Below are 16,042 nucleotides of genomic sequence, written 5' to 3'. Positions count from 1 at the left end.
TTCTCTTTGCGAAAGAAGTAACCGCAGCCCGCGCACCGGGAGTGCGTGATGTTTTCGGTGTCCTGGGACGCGGGACGCGTTCCCGCGGCCACCTGGACGAGAATCACTCTACGAGGGGGCCGCGGGAACGAGCCAGCGAATTGATTACCGCGCGGAACTCAGTCGCACTTCTGGCGCTTCCAGGGGCCCGTGATGGCGAGCATGATGCCGGGCGTCTGGATGTTGGCGAAGAGGGTCCTGCCGTCGGGCGAGAAGGTGACGCCGGTGAACTCGCTGTACTCCGGCGCCTCCGCGGTGCCGATGTTCAGCTCGTTGCGGGCGATCGGGTAGGTCCGGCCGCTGTCGGTGGCGCCGAACAGGTGCTGGACGCCCTCGCCGTCCTCGGCGATGACCAGGCCGCCGTACGGGGAGACGGTGATGTTGTCGGGGCCGTCGAAGTTGCCGTCCTTGGACGGGTCCGGGTTCACGCCGAGCAGCACCTTCAGCGTCAGCGTGCGGCGCTTGGGGTCGTAGAACCAGACCTGGCCGTCGTGCTGGACCGGGCTCTCCTGACGGGCGTAGGAGGAGACGACGTAGACGCCGCCGTCGCCCCACCACATGCCCTCCAGCTTGCGGGCGCGGGTGATCTGGCCGTCGGTGAACTGCTTGCGCACCGAGACGGTCTGGGCGTCACGGTCGGGGACGTCCACCCAGTCCACGCCGTACACGGTGCCGATCTTGGTGGCGCGGGACAGGTCGTCGACGAACTTGCCGCCGGAGTCGAAGCACTTGAAGGCCTGGAGCACGCCCGCGTCGTCGGCGAGGGTGCGCAGCTTGCCGCGGCCGTGGCGGAAGCCCTCCGGCGGGGTCCAGCGGTAGAACAGGCCGTTGGGGCCGGAGGCGTCCTCGGTGAGGTAGACGTGGCCGCGCTTGGGGTCGACCACGACGGCCTCGTGGGCGTAGCGGCCCAGCGCCTTGATGGGCTTGGGGTCGCGGTTGGCCCGGCGGTCCTCCGGGTCGACCTCGAAGACGTAGCCGTGGTCCTTGGTGAAGCCGTTCTTGCCGGCCTTGTCCTCGGTCTCCTCGCAGGTCAGCCAGGTGCCCCAGGGGGTGCTGCCGCCGGCGCAGTTGGTGGCGGTGCCGGCGATGCCCACCCACTCGGCGACCTCGCCGCCACGGCGGACCTCGACGACGGTGCAGCCGCCGGCCGCCGCCGGGTCGTAGACCAGGCCCTCGGTGAGCGGCACCGGGTGCGGCCACTGGGCGCGGGCGCCGGCCAGCTCGTGGTTGTTGACGAGCAGGGTGGTGCCACGGGGGCCCTCGAAGGTGGCCGTGCCGTCGTGGTTGGACGGGGTGAACTCGCCGGACTCCAGCTTGGTCCTGCCGCTGTAGGTGATGATCTTGTACGAGAAGCCGGCGGGCAGGGCCAGGATGCCCTTCGGGTCGGCGATCAGCGGGCCGTAGCCGACGCCGCGGTGGCCCCCGTGCGCGGACTCGGCCTCGGTGCTCTCGGTGTCCGTGGCGGCAAGGGCGTTCGGCGCGGTGGCGAGGGCGCCGACGCTGCCCGCCAGGGCGACCCCGGCACCGGTGATCGCGGATTTTCTGGCGAAGTCCCTGCGGGTGAGCGACATGGTGTCTCCTGTGACGACGGTGGTAGTGCCGTGGAGGGTGGGGGGCCTCGGTTCGGCGCACACGCTCCCGCCCACTTGTGAACGTGAGTTGAACGCCCGGCTACTTCACAGGTCCTTGTTCAAGAATCCGTACGCACTACCCCATCGCCAGCAAAAAGCACCGGCCGGTCCCGCGACCGGCCGCGCCGTCAACTCCCTTGCTGGGAGCGCGCCTTGAACGCCGCCTTCCGGGCCTGCTTCGCCACCTTCTTGTCCGGGTGCAGCCGCCCCATCGCGTCCAGCACCTCGGCGGTGGCGGGGTGCTCCACCCGCCAGGCCGCCGCGAAGAACCCGCTGTGCTGTGCGGCCAGCCCTTCCACGAGGGCCTGGAGTTCCTCGGAGTTGCCCTCGGCCGCGAGCTGTGCGGCCAGCGTGTCGACGGTCAGCCAGAACACCATGTCCTCGGACGGCGCCGGCACCCCGGCGGCGCCCCGCTCGCTCAGCCACACCCGGGCGAGCCCGCCCAGCTCGGGGTCGTCCAGCACCTCCCGCAGCGCGGGCTCGGCCTCGGCGCCGACCAGCGACAGCGCCTGCTGGCAGCGGAGCCTGCGCAGCGGGGCCCCGGCGTCCGTGCCGCGCGCCGCCGCCAGCAACTCGCGTGCCGCCGCGAGCGGTTCGCGGCGGGCCAGCCACTGCTCGGTCTCGGCCCGGGCGGCGAACCGGCCGAACCGGGCGGTGCCGTCGAGCAGCACGTCCGCGCCCTTGTCGGCCAGGTCGCCCACGGCCGGCGCCTCGAACCCGGCCTCCAGCAGCCGCGCTCGGATGCCGTACACGCCGAGCGGGGTGAGCCGGACCATGCCGTAGCGGGCGACGTCGGTGTCGTCCACGGTCGCGGCCGGCTCCTCGTCGGTGTCGGCCATCAGCCCCTCGTCCACCGGCCGGTAGGCCACGAGCCCGATCGGCTCCAGCACCCGGAACTGGTCGTCCAGCCGCATCATCGCGTCGGAGACCCGCTCCAGGACGTCGTTGGTGGGCTCACCCATGCCGTCGGGCAGGATCACGGAGGCGGCGAGGGCGGGCAGCGGGACGGTGCCGTCGCCGGGGCCGTCCTCACCGACGGTCAGCAGGTAGAGGTTGCCGAGGACGCCGTCGAGGAACTCAGCCTCGGCCTCCGGGTCCCAGCCGAGTGACGAGAAATCGACCTCTCCGCCCTCGTCCATCGCGTCGACCAGATCGTCCAGGTCGGGGACGGTCGCGTCGGCGATGACGGCTTCCAGCGCGGCGAGCCACACGGTGAGCACGTCCCGCGGGGAGCCGCCGGTGAGCAGCTTCAGCTCCTCCCCGGCCCGGACGGTGCCGGCCTCCTCGTCCACGATCTCGACCAGACCGGCGTCCACGGCGACCCGCCAGGCCTCGCCGGCGTACGCGACCGCGTCGTCACCGGTCAGTCCGAGCAGTTCGACGGCGGCCGGCAACTGCTCCTCGACCAGCCCGCCACCGGCGTCGACACGGGTGTCGGGGCCGGCCCAGCGGGCGAGGCGGGCGGCTCGGGAGAGCAACGGCGTGGACAGCGCGGCCCGCGCCAGCTCCGCTTCGGGATGCAGCCGTACGGGCGGCAGGGGGGAGCTGTCTGACATCGGCTGGTTCTCCTCGGACCGTGAACGGGCTCAGCCGCTCAGCCTAGACGGATTTCCACCCATGCCGCCCGGTTCATCTCCCGGCAAGCAGCCGTACATGGCCGAAACCTTGACAACTCACCGGGCCAGGCAGGAGATTGACGCGCGTAGAAGTTGGGGGGACAACTGTTCACTCGGCTCTACGCGTGTCACAGAGGGCTACGAGCCCGGCACGCTCCCGTTCCACCCTCGTCCCGGCGCTCACGTACGTCCCCGGAGGGATCCCTTGCCGAGCAGGTCTTCCGCGCGCCTCGCCGCGCTCACCGTCGCCGCCGTCTGCGGCGCGGCGTCGGTCAGCCAGATAGTTGTCCTCCCCACGCCCGCACACGCCGACTCGGTGCGCGTCCACGACATCCAGGGCACGACCCGGACATCCCCGTTCGCCGGGCAGAAAGTGACGGACGTGCCCGGCATCGTCACGGCCACGCGCACCTACGGCTCCTCCAGGGGCTTCTGGATCCAGGACCCGACCCCGGACGACAACCCGGCCACCAGTGAGGGCGTGTTCGTCTTCACCAGCTCCACGCCGAAGGTCGCGGTCGGCGACGCGGTGAAGGTGACCGGCACGGTCTCCGAGTACGTCCCGGGCGGCACCTCCTCCGGCAACCAGTCGCTGACGGAGATCACCAAGCCGGTGATCACCACCGTCTCCACCGGCAACGCGGTCCCGGCGCCGGTCGTCGTCGACGAGGACGCGGTGCCGGACGCGTACGCGCCCACCGGTGACACCGCCGCGGCCGGCTCGATCAACGGCCTCCCCCTGGACCCGTCGGCGTACGCCCTGGACTACTACGAGTCCCTGGAGGGCATGAACGTCCAGGTCACCGACGTCCGCGTGGTCACCGCGACCGACCCGTACAGCGAGCTGTGGGTCACGGTGAAGCCGTGGGAGCACCGCAGCCGCCGCGGCGGCACGGTCTACGGCTCCTACGACTCCCAGAACACCGGCCGGCTCCAGATCCAGTCGCTGGGTTCGACCGCCGACTTCCCGAAGGCGAACGTCGGCGACACCCTGGAGGGCACCACCACCGGCCCGCTGGACTTCAACCAGTACGGCGGCTACACCCTCGTCGCGAGCGAGCTCGGCACGCTGGACAGCGCCGGCCTGGAGCGGGAGACGACCCAGAAGCAGGCCGGCCGCGAGCTGGCGGTGGCGACGTACAACGTCGAGAACCTCGACCCGTCGGACGCCACCTTCGACCAGCACGCCTCCGCGATCGTGCACAACCTCCAGTCGCCGGACATCGTGTCCCTGGAGGAGATCCAGGACAACAACGGCGCCAAGGACGACGGCACGGTCGACGCGGACCAGACCGTGGCCAAGCTGATCGACGCGATCGTCGCGGCCGGCGGTCCCACGTACGACTGGCGCTCGGTCGACCCGGTCAACGACCAGGACGGCGGCGAGCCCGGCGGCAACATCCGCCAGGTCTTCCTGTTCAACCCGGAGCGGGTGTCCTTCGTGGACCGCGCGGGCGGCGACTCGACCACCGCGGTCGGCGTCACCAAGGTGCACGGCAAGGCCCAGCTGACCCTCTCCCCGGGCCGGATCGACCCGGCGAACGCGGCCTGGAGCAACAGCCGCAAGCCGCTCGCGGGCGAGTTCGTCTTCCGCGGCAAGACCGTCTTCGTGATCGCCAACCACCTCAACTCCAAGGGCGGTGACCAGGGTCTGACCGCGCAGTACCAGCCGCCGGTGCGCAGTTCGGAGATCCAGCGGCACGCCCAGGCGACCGAGGTGAACGCGTTCGTCAAGGACATCCTGTCCGCGCAGAAGAACGCGAACGTCATCGCCCTCGGCGACATGAACGACTTCGAGTTCTCCGAGACCACGCGGATCCTGGAGGGTGACGGCGAGCTGTGGTCGGCGATCAAGTCGCTGCCGAAGAGCGAGCGGTACACCTATGACTACCAGGGCAACCAGCAGGTCCTGGACCAGATCCTGATCAGCCCGGCGATCCGCCGCGGCTGCGACTTCGAGTACGACAGCGTGCACATCAATTCGGAGTTCAACGACCAGATCAGCGACCACGACCCGCAGGTGCTGCGGTTCCGTCCGTGACACGACGGCGGGACCGGCCCGGCACCACGCCCGGCCGGCCCCGCCGTCCCGTGTTCACTGACAGCGACTCACTGACAGCACCTCACTGGCGGCGACTCACTCACAGCCGCTCACTGACAGCGGTCGATCCGGCGCCAGATCACGGCCGCGCCGACGACGGCGGCGCCCGCCGCGCCGATGATGAGGGCCGGCCGGGGATGCCGCACCGCGGCGCCCACAGCGGACCGCACCGGGCGCGGCACCCGCACGTCGTGCTCCATGGTGTGCCCGGCGTGGGCCGCCCGGTCCCGCAGGGTGTGCCGGCGGTGTCCGGCCCGCTCCTGCACCAGATGCCCGGCCTTGCTCACCCGTTCCTGCGCGGTGTGACCGACCTTGGTCACCCGTTCCTGCGCGGTGTGGCCGGCCCGCGCGGCACGGTCCTGCACCAGGTGGCCCGCCTTGGCCGCCCGGTCCTGCACCCCGTGCCCCGCCTGGGCGGCGCCGGCGCGCAGCTGGACGGTCATGGCGCCGGCCTTGTCCCTCAGGTCCGCGGCCCGCGCCCGGGCCCGGCCCTTCACATCGGCCCGGCCCACCAGCTGGGCGACGGTGTCGCCGAGCTGGCCGCGGGTGTGTTCGATCTGTCGCCGCAGCTCGTCGGGGCCCTTGGCGCCCGAGCCGTGCGGGTTCCTGTGCGTCATCGGTGTGCCCTTTCCCTGATCGCGTCGACGTCCGCCCTGACACTGCCGAGGGTCTCCTCGGGCGTGGGCGGGGCGGCGCGGCGCAGCTGGGCGCGACCGGTCGCGGCCAGCAGGCCGGCTACGGCGAAGAACACCGCGGCCACGATCAGCGCCGCCGCCCACACGGGCAGTGCCAGGGAGAGGGCGGCGGTGGCCGCTCCGGCCAGGGTGATCAGTCCGACGTAGCCGACGGCGCCGGCGGCGCCCAGCAGGCCGCCGCCGCGTCCGGCCCGGCGTCCCTTCTCGGCCAGCTCCTCCTTGGCGAGGGCGACCTCCTGCCGCAGCAGCCGCGAGAGCTGTTCGGTGGCCCGGCCGACGAGTTCACCCGTGGAGGGGTGCCCGTCGGCCGCGGGCCGGGTGTGCGGGGTCACGGTCACGGTGTTCCGCCTCCTCTCAGTGCGGAACCTCCGGGTACCCGACCCCAAGGTCGTTAGCCCTGCCCGGCGCCGCCGGCCCCCTGTTCGCCGAGGCGCGCCAGTTGGGACTGGAACCAGTCCAGGCGCGCCTGCAACAAGGCCGCTTCGGCGACGAGTTCGGGCACACCCAGCTCGCCGCCCGCCGTCAACTCGGCGGATACGGGGCTCGCACCGCCGGCACCCGCGATCACCCGGAGCCCGTGCCCGGCCAGCCGGGCGAACCCGGCGAGCGAGACGGACGTACGCCCGCGCACGCAGCCCGCGCAGACGGGGGCCAGGACCCGCCAGCCCGGCCGGCCCCAGCCGGCGTCGGCCAGCGCGACGGCTGGGGCGCCGCAGCCGCAGGGTCCGGCCGCGGCCGTGCGCACCCGCTGCCGGGCGTAGCGGAAGCCGCGCTCGAAGCGGATGTAGGCGCCGAGGACGGAGACCTCCAGCAGGACGGCCGCGCGGTGGTCGGCGCCGCACAGCAGGGCCTCGGCCGCCGCCCGGTCGTGCACGCAGTGGAAACCGCAGTCGCACCGGCGTGCGGGCGGGCGGTGCCGGAAGCCGTAGACGCAGGAGGCGTCGTCCAGGACGCCGTACGGCAGCGCGCCGCCGAGCGACACACCGGTGAACCCGGCCCGGGCGCCGTCCTGGGACAGCACCGGGTGGGCGATCTTGTAGCCGGTCGGCGGCTCCGTCGGGCGTTCCGCCGGGAGCCGGAGCCTCATCGGGCGGCCGGGACCTCTTCGCGGGCCGGTTCGGCCGGTTCCGCCGCGTCCGTGCGGACGGTCTCCTCGGGGACCGGCGGCTTCTCCTCCCGGACGAGCGGCCGCTCCTCCGCGACCCCGGTGGCCAGTGCCTTGCCGAGCTTCATGGCGCCTCCCATGACGGACGTCGGTGACCCTCCGGCCATAGTGACCCATGAGGTGCCGAGTTGGACATAGGGCCTCGACAGCACGCGGAGGATTCATCAGAAATTCTTATCGATACCTCGTAGAAGAATTAAGTAGAGCTTCACGGATGTCCTGCCGAGACTACTCCCATGACGAGTACCCGCGGGCCCGCTCCGTTCGGCCGCACCCTCTGCGCCATGATCACGCCGCTCACCGAGGAGGGCGCCCTCGACCTGGACGGCGCCCAGCGGCTGGCCGCGCACCTGGTGGCGGAGGGCTGTGACGGCCTGGTCCTGAACGGCACCACCGGTGAGTCGCCCACCACCACCGACGAGGAGAAGGCGCGGCTGGTGGCGGCGGTGCGGGAGGCGGTCGGCGACCGGGCCGCGCTGGTCGCGGGCGTGGGCACGTCCGACACCCGGCACACGGTGGAGCTGGCGCTGGCGGCCGGGAAGGCGGGCGCCGACGGCGTCCTGGTGGTGACGCCGTACTACAGCCGGCCCCCGCAGGAGGCCGTGGCCGCCCACTTCCTCCAGGTCGCCGACGCGAGCGACCTGCCGGTGATGCTCTACGACATCCCGGGCCGCACCGGCACCCGGATCGAACCGGACACGATGATCGGCCTCGCGCGGCACCCGCGGATCGTGGCCGTCAAGGACTGCTCCTACGACTTCCTCGGCACCCAGAAGGTGCTGGCGCGGACGGAGTTGGCGTACTACGCGGGCTGCGACGAGCACGTACTGGCGCTGTACGCGGTCGGCGCGGCGGGTTGTGCGAGCACGGTCGCGAACGCCGTACCGGACCGGATCGCCGCGATCCTGGCCGCGTTCGACGCCGGCGACACCGCCCGCGCGGCAGAACTCCAGCTGGCCGTCACCCCGTTGACCGAGGCGATGATGGGCGCGGGCCTGCCCGGCACCGTCACCGCGAAGGCCCTCCTGGGCCGCCTCGGCCTGCCCGCGGGCCCGGTCCGCGCGCCGCTGCTGCCCGCCGGCCGGGAGACGGCCGACGGGCTGCTGGCGGTGTACCGGGCGCTGACCGCCGGCTGATCCGCCGGCGGGCGAGGACGGGCTCTCAGCGGCGGGTGAAGACGGGCTCCCACGTCTGCCGCAGGTCGGTGGGCTTGTCCGGCTCCTGGACGCCGCTCAGCGGTACGACCTTGTCGCTGCCGATCGTGACCAGCACGAGCCGGGGGCGGTACCCCTGCTCCAGGCTCGTCACCCGTTCCCAGGCGATGAGGTGCTTGTCGTCGGCCCAGGCGAGCAGGTGGGCTCCGCGGACCCTGGTGATCTCGTTGCCCGTACGGGGATCACGGACGGAGGAGTAGGACCGGCCGGGTGAGCCGGCGACCTCCTTCGTCAGGCCGAGAGCGGCGAGCCTGCCGCTCGGGGAGAGCCGCGCGGGGACGTCCGACCTCAGGTGCTTCTCGTTCGCGGGCGCGGCGACCTCGTTGCCCTCCAGGTCGTAGAACCGCTGAAGGCCGTCCCGGCCGCCGATGTACTGCCCGTACACCAGCTCACCGCTGCGGCTGAAGGCGAAGTCGGCGCGGGAGTTGGTGTTGCGGTCGGACGCGACCCGGCTCCAGGTCCCCGTGCCGGAGGCCACGTCGAGGTCGTAGAACCCGGAACGGCTCGAACGGCCGTACCGGGCCGACCACATCCACTCGGCCTTGCCCTCGCTGTCGTACACCTTCTCCTTGATCCGCAGATCGGGGTCCTCGTCGTACGTCGTCGCGACGAGCCTCGTGCCGTCGTACGAGAACGCGAGCCCCCCGACGCCGTGCTGGACCGGGATCCACCGCTCGACCTCCCCCGTAGCGAGGTCGAGCAGGCCGATCCGGTGGGCGGGCAGGTTCCGCTCCAGCACGGCGGCGGTCTTCAGGCCGGGGGCGACGGCGACGAAGGACCAGCGGGAGTCCTTCTCGTACTTCCCGCTCCTCTGGTCGAGCAGCCAGTAGGTGCGCTCCGAGACGGCCCGGTTCTCGGTCAGCTGCCGGGACTCCGCGGTGTAGTAGGCGGCCAGCACGGCGTCCCCGGCGCCGATCAGTTCGCGCGGCGGCGACTGGTCCGGGTGGGCCCGGACGCCGTCGGAGTCCAGCACCCCGGACGGCCGTACGTCGCTCTTGTGGCCGGAGTCCAGCAGCGGCACGCCGACCCCGATCGCGACCACGGCGGCGGTGGCCGCGGCGGCCGAAGCCAGCCTGCGGGTACGGCGGCGCCGGCGCTCCCCGAGCACCCGGTCGGCGAAGCCCGGCGGCGCGGGCGGCTGCCTGTCGGCCTGCTCCCGCAGCGCCTCGCGCACGAGTTCCTCCACGTTCACGGACGCACCTCCACGGGCGAGAAGTCACGGGACGGCTGCTGCGGCCAGGGCGCGACCGCCGCCAGTTCGGGCGCCAGCTCACGGAGCCTGGCCAGTGAGCGGTGGGTGGTGGACCGTACGGTGCCCACGGAGCAGCCCATGATCCGGGCCACCTCGGCCTCCGGCAGGTCCTCGAAGTACCGCAGCACCAGCACGGTCCGCTGGCGGGCGGTGAGCCGGGACAGGGCCGACCGCAGCACCAGCCGCAGCTCGGCGGCGCCCGAGGCGTCCGGGGCGTGGCCGGCCTCCGGCGGCTCGGCGACGGTGATCTCGCGCCGCCGCCACTTCAGCCGCCAGCGGCTGATCTGCTGCCGGTACAGGATCTGCCGGACGTACGCCTCGGGCTCGTCGATCCGCTGCCACCGGCCCGCCGCCTTGACCAGCGCGTTCTGCAACAGGTCCTCGGCGGCGTGCCGGTCCCCGCCGGACAGCAGCACGGCGGTCCTCAGCAGCGCGGTCGATCTCCCGGCCACGAACTCCCGGAAACTCTCCTGCGCCTCGGCATCCATCGTCACCTTCTCTTTCCCCCCGGGGCCGCACCTGGTTGTCCGGGCCCCGCACCCCACCTGACGTGCGCGCCGGCCCGCCACTATGCCTGTCGGCGGAAAAACCTGTACGCGGCCCCGCATGACGAAGCGCCCTCCACACCAGGGTGAAGGGCGCTCGGTCGGACGCGGCGCGTCAGTTGTGGCTGTGCAGGATGTCGTTCAGGCCGCCCCAGACCGCGTTGTTCGGGCGGGCCTCGACCGTGCCGGTGACCGAGTTGCGGCGGAACAGGATGTTGGAGGCGCCGTTCAGTTCGCGGGCCTTGACGATCTGGCCGTCGGGCATGGTGACGCGGGTGCCCGCGGTGATGTACAAGCCGGCCTCGACCACGCACTCGTCGCCGAGCGCGATGCCGACGCCCGCCTCGGCGCCGACCAGGCAGCGCTCGCCGATGGAGATGATCACGTTGCCGCCGCCGGAGAGGGTGCCCATGGTGGAGGCGCCGCCGCCGATGTCCGAGCCGTCGCCGACCACGACACCCGCGGAGATCCGGCCCTCGACCATGGAGGTGCCGAGGGTGCCGGCGTTGAAGTTGACGAAGCCCTCGTGCATGACCGTGGTGCCCGCCGCGAGGTGCGCGCCGAGGCGGACCCGGTCGGCGTCGGCGATGCGCACGCCCTTCGGGGCGACGTAGTCGGTCATGCGCGGGAACTTGTCGATCGAGGTCACCTGGAGGTGCAGGCCCTCGGCGCGGGCGTTCAGGCGGACCTTCTCGATGTCGTCCACGGCGACCGGGCCGAGCGAGGTCCAGGCGACGTTGGCGAGGTGGCCGAAGATGCCGTCCAGGCTCTGTCCGTGCGGCTTGACCAGGCGGTGGGAGAGCAGGTGCAGGCGCAGGTAGACGTCGTGGGCGTCGAGCGGCTTCTCGTCCAGCGAGGCGATGACCGTGCGGACCGCGACCACCTCGACGCCCCGGCGGGCGTCCGGGCCGGTCGCCGCGGTCGCGCCGCCGCCCAGCAGCTGGGCCGCCTGCTCGGCGGTCAGCCGCTCGGTGCCGGCCGGGCCCGGCTCCTCGACCAGCTCGGGGGCCGGGAACCAGGTGTCGAGAACGGTGCCGTCGGAGGCGATCGTGGCGAGGCCGGCGGCGACGGCGCCGGTGGTACGGGTTGCAGACTCGGTCATGGAAGAAAACCTAACGTGGGCGGGGTGGTCAGGGCGAACCGCGTCTCACGTGCCGGGCGCGGGATCAGGGGATCAGCCGAGCCAGCGTGACGCGCGTGTACTCCTCGTCGTAGCAACCGCCCGTCAGCAGCACCTGGAGGCAGATGCCGTCCATCAGCGCGAGCAGGGCCCGTGCCGTGACCGGGTCCGTGCGGCGGGCCAGCAGCGCCGCCGCCTGCTCGGTCCACTCGGCGGCGACGGGACGCAGCGCGGGGCGGCGGAGCGCCGCCAGATACAGCTCGTACTCCAGCTCCACGCCGGTGCGCTCCCCCGCCAGCCACTCCCCGAGCGCCCGGGCGAGATCCGTCGCGAGGTCGCCTTCGCCGCCGCCCTCCGGCAGCGACTCGGCCAGCACCCCGCCGAACCCCTCGTTCGCCTGCCGCAGCGCGGCCACCAGCAGCTCTTCGAGGGTGGCGAAGTGGTACGTCGTGGAGCCGAGCGGTACCTCCGCCTCCGCGGCGACCGTACGGTGGCTCAGCCCGGCGATGCCGTCCCGGCCGACCACGCGGATCGCCGCGTCGATGATCCGCCGGCGGCGCTCGGGGTCGTAGCGGCGCGGCATCAGTGCGTCGCCCCGCCCAGGTTGAGCACGACCACTCCCCCGATGATCAGCAGGATGCCGGCGACCTTGGCCGGGCTCAGCCCCTCGCCGAAGAGCAGCAGACCGAGGACGGCGATGGTCGCGGTGCCCACGCCGGACCAGATCGCGTACGCCGTGCCGATCCGGACGGTCTTCAGCGTCTGGGCGAGCAGCGCGAACGAGACGACGTACCCCAGAGCGGTCACGAGCGAGGGCCAGAGCCGGCTGAATCCCTCGCTGTACTTCATCGCCGTGGTGGCGACGACCTCGGCGGCGATGGCACCGGAGAGCAGCAGATACCCCATGCGTACAAGCGTACACATCGATGTGTACGGCCGTACGCAACGAGAGAGTTTCGCTTTCATGGAAACCGCTCACTGAAACGCCCCACGTCCGCCTTCCGCCTCCACTACTGTGCGGGCCCGTGCCCGCAAACACCCCCCGCGCCCGAAGACTCCGGCTGGCCGCCGCACTGGCCCTGGCAACCGTGGCCGCCTGCGTGACCGCCCTGACCATGAACGACGAGCCGGCGGAACGGAGAGCCACCACCGCGCCCGTCACCCCGCCGGACGACGGCCCCGGCCTGCTCTCCTTCGCCACCCCGTCCACCCCACCGGCTTCCGCGAAGAACGAGCCGGGCGAGCCCTCGCAGCCGCCCTCCTCCCCCGCATCCGCCGAATCCCCCGCATCCCACGCCCAGGCCAAGCGCACGCCCGCCAAGTCCCCCTCGCCCTCGGCGAGTTCCCCGGAGCCGGTGGAGCACGGGACCTCCGTCCGCGCCGTCAACTACCCCTACCGCTACTGGCACCTCAGCGACGGCCTGGTGAAGCTCGACCCCGTCACCTCGGCCCCGGCCCGCCGCGCCGCCACCTTCACCCGCGTCAGGGGCCTTGCGGACGCCCGCTGTTGGTCCTTCGCCACGGCCGACGGCGGCTACCTGCGCCACCGCGACTTCCTGCTCCGTGCCGAACCCGCCGACGGCTCCCGCCTCTTCGCCCAGGACGCCACGTTCTGCCCCCGCCCGTCGGCCCACCCGGGCGCCGTCACCCTGGAGTCGCTGAACTACCCCGGCCGCTTCCTCCGCCACCAGAACTTCCAGCTGAGGCTGGACCCGTACCAGAACACCGACCTCTACCGCGCGGACTCCGCGTTCCTGCTGGGGAACGGGCTCGTCTGAGCACGCGAAAGGGGCCGTGGCACGTGGCCACGGCCCCTGTCACAGGCTCTGTGTCAGACGTTGAACCCGAGCGCCCGAAGCTGCTCACGGCCGTCGTCCGTGATCTTGTCGGGGCCCCACGGCGGCATCCAGACCCAGTTGATGCGCAGCTCGTTGACCAGGCCGTCCGTGGCGGACTTGGCCTGGTCCTCGATGACGTCCGTCAGCGGGCAGGCCGCCGAGGTCAGGGTCATGTCGACCGTGGCCACGTTGGAGTCGTCGATGTGGATGCCGTAGATCAGGCCGAGGTTGACGACGTCGATGCCCAGCTCGGGGTCGACCACGTCCATCAGGGCCTCGCGGAGTTCTTCCTCCGACGCCGGCTTCATCTCCACTGTGTCGCTCATGCGGTCTTCCTTTCGGCGTCGGCGCCACCCAGCGCCTGGGCCGTCGCGTCCTTCCACGCCATCCAGCTCAGGAGGGCGCACTTGACCCGCGCGGGGTACTTGGAGACACCGGCGAACGCGACCGCGTCCTCCAGGACCTCCTCCATCGCGTCGTCGGGCTCGATCCTGCCCTTGGACTGCATCAGCTCCAGGAAGGTCTCCTGGATCTTCCGCGCCTCGGACAGGTCCTTTCCGACGAGGAGCTCGTTGAGCACGGAGGCGCTCGCCTGGCTGATCGAGCAGCCCTGGCCCTCGTACGAGACGTCCTCGATCGTCGTGCCGTCGTACTTCACGCGCAGGGTGATCTCGTCGCCGCAGGTCGGGTTCACATGGTGCACCTCGGCGTCGCCATCCCTCAGACCACGCCCGTGCGGGTTCTTGTAGTGGTCCAGGATGACTTCCTGGTACATCGAATCCAGCTTCACGGTCTCAGCTCACGCCTCTCAGCCGAAGAAATTCCGTACGTGCTCCAGACCGTCGACCAGAGCGTCGATCTCGGCCGGCGAGGAGTACAGATAGAACGACGCTCGCGTGGTCGCAGGAATTCCGTAGCGGAGGCAGACCGGACGGGCGCAGTGGTGGCCGACGCGGACCGCGATGCCCTGCTCGTCCAGGACCTGGCCCACGTCGTGCGGGTGGATGTCCCCGAGGGTGAAGGAGATCGCCGCCCCGCGGTCCTCGGCCGTCGTCGGGCCGATGATCCTCAGGTCGGGGACCTCCGCCAGCCGCCGCACCGCGTACTCCGTCAGCGCGTGCTCGTGGGCGAGGATCTTGTCCATGCCGATCGACTGGAGGTAGTCGATCGCCGCGCCGAGGCCGACCGCCTGGGCGATCGGGGGCGTGCCCGCCTCGAACTTGTGCGGGGCGGGGGCGTACGTCGAGGAGTGCATCGAGACCGTCTCGATCATCTCGCCGCCGCCGAGGAACGGAGGCAGGTCCTCCAGCAGCTCCTGACGGCCCCAGAGGACGCCGATGCCGGTCGGGCCGCACATCTTGTGGCCGGTGAAGGCCACGAAGTCGGCCTGGAGGGCCTGCACGTCCAGCGGCATGTGGGGCGCGGCCTGGGAGGCGTCGATGCAGACGAGGGCGCCGACCTCCTGGGCGCGGCGGATTATCGTCTCGACCGGGTTGACCGTGCCCAGGATGTTGGACACCAGCACGAAGGAGACGATCTTCGTCTTCTCGGTGATGATCTCGTCGATGTTCGACAGGTCGAGACGGCCGTCGTCCGTGAGGCCGAACCACTTCAGCTTCGCGCCCGTGCGCTGCGCGAGCAGCTGCCACGGCACGATGTTGGAGTGGTGCTCCATCTCCGTGATGACGATCTCGGTCTCGTGATCCACCCGGTAGGGCTCGTCGGCCCAGCCCAGCATGTTCGCCACGAGGTTCAGCGACTCGGAGGCGTTCTTGGTGAAGATCACCTCGTCGCGGCTCGGCGCGTTGATGAACGCGGCGACCTTGTCGCGCGCGCCCTCGTACAGCGCCGTGGCCTCCTCGGCGAGCACATGCACACCGCGGTGGACGTTGGCGTTGTAGCGCTCGTAGTACTCACTCAAAGCGTCCAGCACCTGGCGCGGCTTCTGCGAGGTCGCCGCGTTGTCCAGGTACACGAGCTTCCGGCCGTCGTGGACCTGACGGTCCAGGATGGGGAAGTCCTTGCGGATCGCCTCGGTGTCGAGGAGGCCCGGCAGCTGTGTCACGCGGATGCGCCACCCTTCGTGTATGCCTCGTAGCCCTCGTCCTCCAGCTTGTCGGCCAGCTCGGCGCCGCCGGACTCGACGATCCGGCCCGCGGAGAAGACGTGGACGAAGTCGGGCTTGATGTAGCGCAGGATGCGCGTGTAGTGCGTGATCAGCAGGGTGCCGACCTCGCCGGTCTCGCGGACGCGGTTGACGCCCTCGGAGACGATGCGGAGCGCGTCGACGTCGAGGCCGGAGTCGGTCTCGTCCAGGATCGCGACCTTCGGCTTGAGCAACTCCAGCTGAAGGATCTCGTGGCGCTTCTTCTCACCGCCGGAGAAGCCCTCGTTGACGTTGCGCTCGGCGAAGGACGAGTCCATGTTGAGGCGCTCCATGGCCTCCTTGACCTCCTTCACCCAGGTGCGCAGCTTCGGGGCCTCGCCGCGGATGGCGGTGGCGGAGGTGCGCAGGAAGTTGGAGACCGAGACGCCGGGAACCTCGACCGGGTACTGCATCGCCAGGAACAGGCCCGCGCGGGCGCGCTCGTCGACGGACATCTCCAGGACGTCCTCGCCGTCGAGCAGCACGGTGCCGCTGGTGATCGTGTACTTCGGGTGACCCGCGAGGGAGTAGGCGAGGGTCGACTTGCCGGAGCCGTTGGGGCCCATGATGGCGTGCGTCTCGCCCTGCTTCACGGTGAGGTCGACGCCCTTGAGGATCTCCTTCGTGGCGTTGTCGGCCTCGACGGTGACATGCAGGTCTCGGATTTCAAGCGTTGCCAT

At 71.5% G+C, this 16,042-nt stretch carries 18 protein-coding genes; 3 read left to right on the top strand and 15 right to left on the bottom strand.

All coding sequences use genetic code 11. The features are described 5' to 3' along the window. Positions 1 to 158 precede the first annotated feature (158 nt). A complete protein-coding gene (locus ACZ4WH_RS12760; RefSeq protein ID WP_468179564.1) occupies positions 159 to 1,610 on the bottom strand; it encodes a PhoX family protein in 1,452 nt (483 codons plus the stop codon). Between the two features lie 188 nt (positions 1,611 to 1,798). Beyond that, positions 1,799 to 3,226: a hypothetical protein gene (locus tag ACZ4WH_RS12755; protein WP_468179562.1), complete on the bottom strand. Its 1,428-nt coding sequence runs from the start codon at positions 3,224 to 3,226 to the stop codon at positions 1,799 to 1,801. Positions 3,227 to 3,491: 265 nt separating this feature from the next. On the opposite strand from ACZ4WH_RS12755, the gene ACZ4WH_RS12750 reads away from it, so the two are divergent. After that, positions 3,492 to 5,327: an endonuclease/exonuclease/phosphatase family protein gene (locus ACZ4WH_RS12750; RefSeq protein ID WP_468179561.1), complete on the top strand. Its 1,836-nt coding sequence runs from the start codon at positions 3,492 to 3,494 to the stop codon at positions 5,325 to 5,327. A 110-nt stretch (positions 5,328 to 5,437) separates the two neighbouring features. Here ACZ4WH_RS12750 and ACZ4WH_RS12745 read toward each other — a convergent pair whose 3' ends face one another. From ACZ4WH_RS12745 to ACZ4WH_RS12730, 4 genes are read right to left on the bottom strand one after another with little or no spacing between them, the layout of a single operon-like run. Beyond that, complete coding sequence (locus ACZ4WH_RS12745; RefSeq protein ID WP_468179559.1) at positions 5,438 to 6,004, bottom strand: DUF3618 domain-containing protein; 567 nt, start codon at positions 6,002 to 6,004, stop codon at positions 5,438 to 5,440. Then, positions 6,001 to 6,420 carry a phage holin family protein gene (locus tag ACZ4WH_RS12740; RefSeq protein WP_468179557.1) on the bottom strand — a complete coding sequence of 140 codons (420 nt, stop codon included), beginning with the start codon at positions 6,418 to 6,420 and terminating at the stop codon, positions 6,001 to 6,003. Before ACZ4WH_RS12740 ends, ACZ4WH_RS12745 begins: the two co-directional genes overlap by 4 nt. Before the next feature lie 53 nt (positions 6,421 to 6,473). Continuing rightward, the gene (locus ACZ4WH_RS12735; protein WP_468179555.1) at positions 6,474 to 7,169 is read right to left on the bottom strand and encodes a hypothetical protein; all 696 of its coding nucleotides are present in this window, start codon (positions 7,167 to 7,169) and stop codon (positions 6,474 to 6,476) included. After that, a complete protein-coding gene (locus ACZ4WH_RS12730; RefSeq protein ID WP_468179553.1) occupies positions 7,166 to 7,315 on the bottom strand; it encodes a hypothetical protein in 150 nt (49 codons plus the stop codon). The genes ACZ4WH_RS12735 and ACZ4WH_RS12730 overlap by 4 nt, the downstream gene beginning before the upstream one ends. A gap of 168 nt (positions 7,316 to 7,483) precedes the next feature. Here ACZ4WH_RS12730 and dapA point away from each other — a divergent pair, with 168 nt between their 5' ends. After that, a complete protein-coding gene (gene dapA, locus ACZ4WH_RS12725; RefSeq protein WP_468179551.1) occupies positions 7,484 to 8,383 on the top strand; it encodes a 4-hydroxy-tetrahydrodipicolinate synthase in 900 nt (299 codons plus the stop codon). A 25-nt stretch (positions 8,384 to 8,408) separates the two neighbouring features. On the opposite strand, the gene ACZ4WH_RS12720 is transcribed toward dapA, so the two are convergent. The 5 genes from ACZ4WH_RS12720 to ACZ4WH_RS12700 form a co-directional block, all read right to left on the bottom strand. Further along, complete coding sequence (locus tag ACZ4WH_RS12720) at positions 8,409 to 9,653, bottom strand: WD40 repeat domain-containing protein (protein WP_468179549.1); 1,245 nt, start codon at positions 9,651 to 9,653, stop codon at positions 8,409 to 8,411. Then, complete coding sequence (locus tag ACZ4WH_RS12715; RefSeq protein ID WP_468179789.1) at positions 9,650 to 10,201, bottom strand: SigE family RNA polymerase sigma factor; 552 nt, start codon at positions 10,199 to 10,201, stop codon at positions 9,650 to 9,652. The genes ACZ4WH_RS12720 and ACZ4WH_RS12715 overlap by 4 nt, the downstream gene beginning before the upstream one ends. Positions 10,202 to 10,373: 172 nt before the next feature. Beyond that, positions 10,374 to 11,360 (bottom strand): 2,3,4,5-tetrahydropyridine-2,6-dicarboxylate N-succinyltransferase, encoded by a 987-nt coding sequence (gene dapD, locus ACZ4WH_RS12710; RefSeq protein ID WP_468179547.1) that lies wholly within the window; start codon positions 11,358 to 11,360, stop codon positions 10,374 to 10,376. A 64-nt stretch (positions 11,361 to 11,424) separates the two neighbouring features. Then, a complete protein-coding gene (locus ACZ4WH_RS12705; RefSeq protein WP_468179545.1) occupies positions 11,425 to 11,961 on the bottom strand; it encodes a TetR/AcrR family transcriptional regulator in 537 nt (178 codons plus the stop codon). Continuing rightward, complete coding sequence (locus ACZ4WH_RS12700; protein WP_468179543.1) at positions 11,961 to 12,284, bottom strand: DMT family transporter; 324 nt, start codon at positions 12,282 to 12,284, stop codon at positions 11,961 to 11,963. The genes ACZ4WH_RS12705 and ACZ4WH_RS12700 overlap by 1 nt, the downstream gene beginning before the upstream one ends. 119 nt (positions 12,285 to 12,403) lie before the next feature. On the opposite strand from ACZ4WH_RS12700, the gene ACZ4WH_RS12695 reads away from it, so the two are divergent. Next, the gene (locus ACZ4WH_RS12695) at positions 12,404 to 13,156 is read left to right on the top strand and encodes an AbfB domain-containing protein (protein WP_468179541.1); all 753 of its coding nucleotides are present in this window, start codon (positions 12,404 to 12,406) and stop codon (positions 13,154 to 13,156) included. A gap of 53 nt (positions 13,157 to 13,209) precedes the next feature. Here ACZ4WH_RS12695 and ACZ4WH_RS12690 read toward each other — a convergent pair whose 3' ends face one another. Genes ACZ4WH_RS12690 through sufC form a run of 4 tightly spaced genes read right to left on the bottom strand, consistent with a single transcriptional unit; the run spans position 13,210 to position 16,042 of the window. Next, a complete protein-coding gene (locus tag ACZ4WH_RS12690) occupies positions 13,210 to 13,542 on the bottom strand; it encodes a metal-sulfur cluster assembly factor (protein WP_208031583.1) in 333 nt (110 codons plus the stop codon). Beyond that, positions 13,539 to 14,006, bottom strand: coding sequence for a Fe-S cluster assembly sulfur transfer protein SufU (gene sufU, locus ACZ4WH_RS12685; protein WP_468179538.1), 468 nt, complete (start codon positions 14,004 to 14,006; stop codon positions 13,539 to 13,541). The genes ACZ4WH_RS12690 and sufU overlap by 4 nt, the downstream gene beginning before the upstream one ends. Positions 14,007 to 14,024: 18 nt before the next feature. Then, positions 14,025 to 15,281 (bottom strand): cysteine desulfurase, encoded by a 1,257-nt coding sequence (locus ACZ4WH_RS12680; RefSeq protein ID WP_468179536.1) that lies wholly within the window; start codon positions 15,279 to 15,281, stop codon positions 14,025 to 14,027. Continuing rightward, positions 15,278 to 16,042: a Fe-S cluster assembly ATPase SufC gene (sufC, locus tag ACZ4WH_RS12675; protein WP_468179534.1), complete on the bottom strand. Its 765-nt coding sequence runs from the start codon at positions 16,040 to 16,042 to the stop codon at positions 15,278 to 15,280. The genes ACZ4WH_RS12680 and sufC overlap by 4 nt, the downstream gene beginning before the upstream one ends.

The sequence above is a fragment of the Streptomyces sp. NPDC029138 genome (assembly GCF_055564375.1).
The sequence above is the reverse complement of the archived record's forward strand: the minus strand, read 5'-3'. Positions and strand labels throughout refer to the sequence as shown.

Coding starts and splice junctions, on each gene's coding strand:
- ACZ4WH_RS12760 (WP_468179564.1), bottom strand. CDS start 1,610: ATGTCGCTCACCCGCAGGGACTTCGCCAGAAAATCCGCGATCACCGGT.
- ACZ4WH_RS12755 (WP_468179562.1), bottom strand. CDS start 3,226: ATGTCAGACAGCTCCCCCCTGCCGCCCGTACGGCTGCATCCCGAAGCG.
- ACZ4WH_RS12745 (WP_468179559.1), bottom strand. CDS start 6,004: ATGACGCACAGGAACCCGCACGGCTCGGGCGCCAAGGGCCCCGACGAG.
- ACZ4WH_RS12735 (WP_468179555.1), bottom strand. CDS start 7,169: ATGAGGCTCCGGCTCCCGGCGGAACGCCCGACGGAGCCGCCGACCGGC.
- ACZ4WH_RS12730 (WP_468179553.1), bottom strand. CDS start 7,315: ATGAAGCTCGGCAAGGCACTGGCCACCGGGGTCGCGGAGGAGCGGCCG.
- dapA (WP_468179551.1), top strand. CDS start 7,484: ATGACGAGTACCCGCGGGCCCGCTCCGTTCGGCCGCACCCTCTGCGCC.
- ACZ4WH_RS12715 (WP_468179789.1), bottom strand. CDS start 10,201: ATGGATGCCGAGGCGCAGGAGAGTTTCCGGGAGTTCGTGGCCGGGAGA.
- dapD (WP_468179547.1), bottom strand. CDS start 11,360: ATGACCGAGTCTGCAACCCGTACCACCGGCGCCGTCGCCGCCGGCCTC.
- ACZ4WH_RS12705 (WP_468179545.1), bottom strand. CDS start 11,961: ATGCCGCGCCGCTACGACCCCGAGCGCCGCCGGCGGATCATCGACGCG.
- ACZ4WH_RS12700 (WP_468179543.1), bottom strand. CDS start 12,284: ATGGGGTATCTGCTGCTCTCCGGTGCCATCGCCGCCGAGGTCGTCGCC.
- ACZ4WH_RS12690 (WP_208031583.1), bottom strand. CDS start 13,542: ATGAGCGACACAGTGGAGATGAAGCCGGCGTCGGAGGAAGAACTCCGC.
- sufC (WP_468179534.1), bottom strand. CDS start 16,042: ATGGCAACGCTTGAAATCCGAGACCTGCATGTCACCGTCGAGGCCGAC.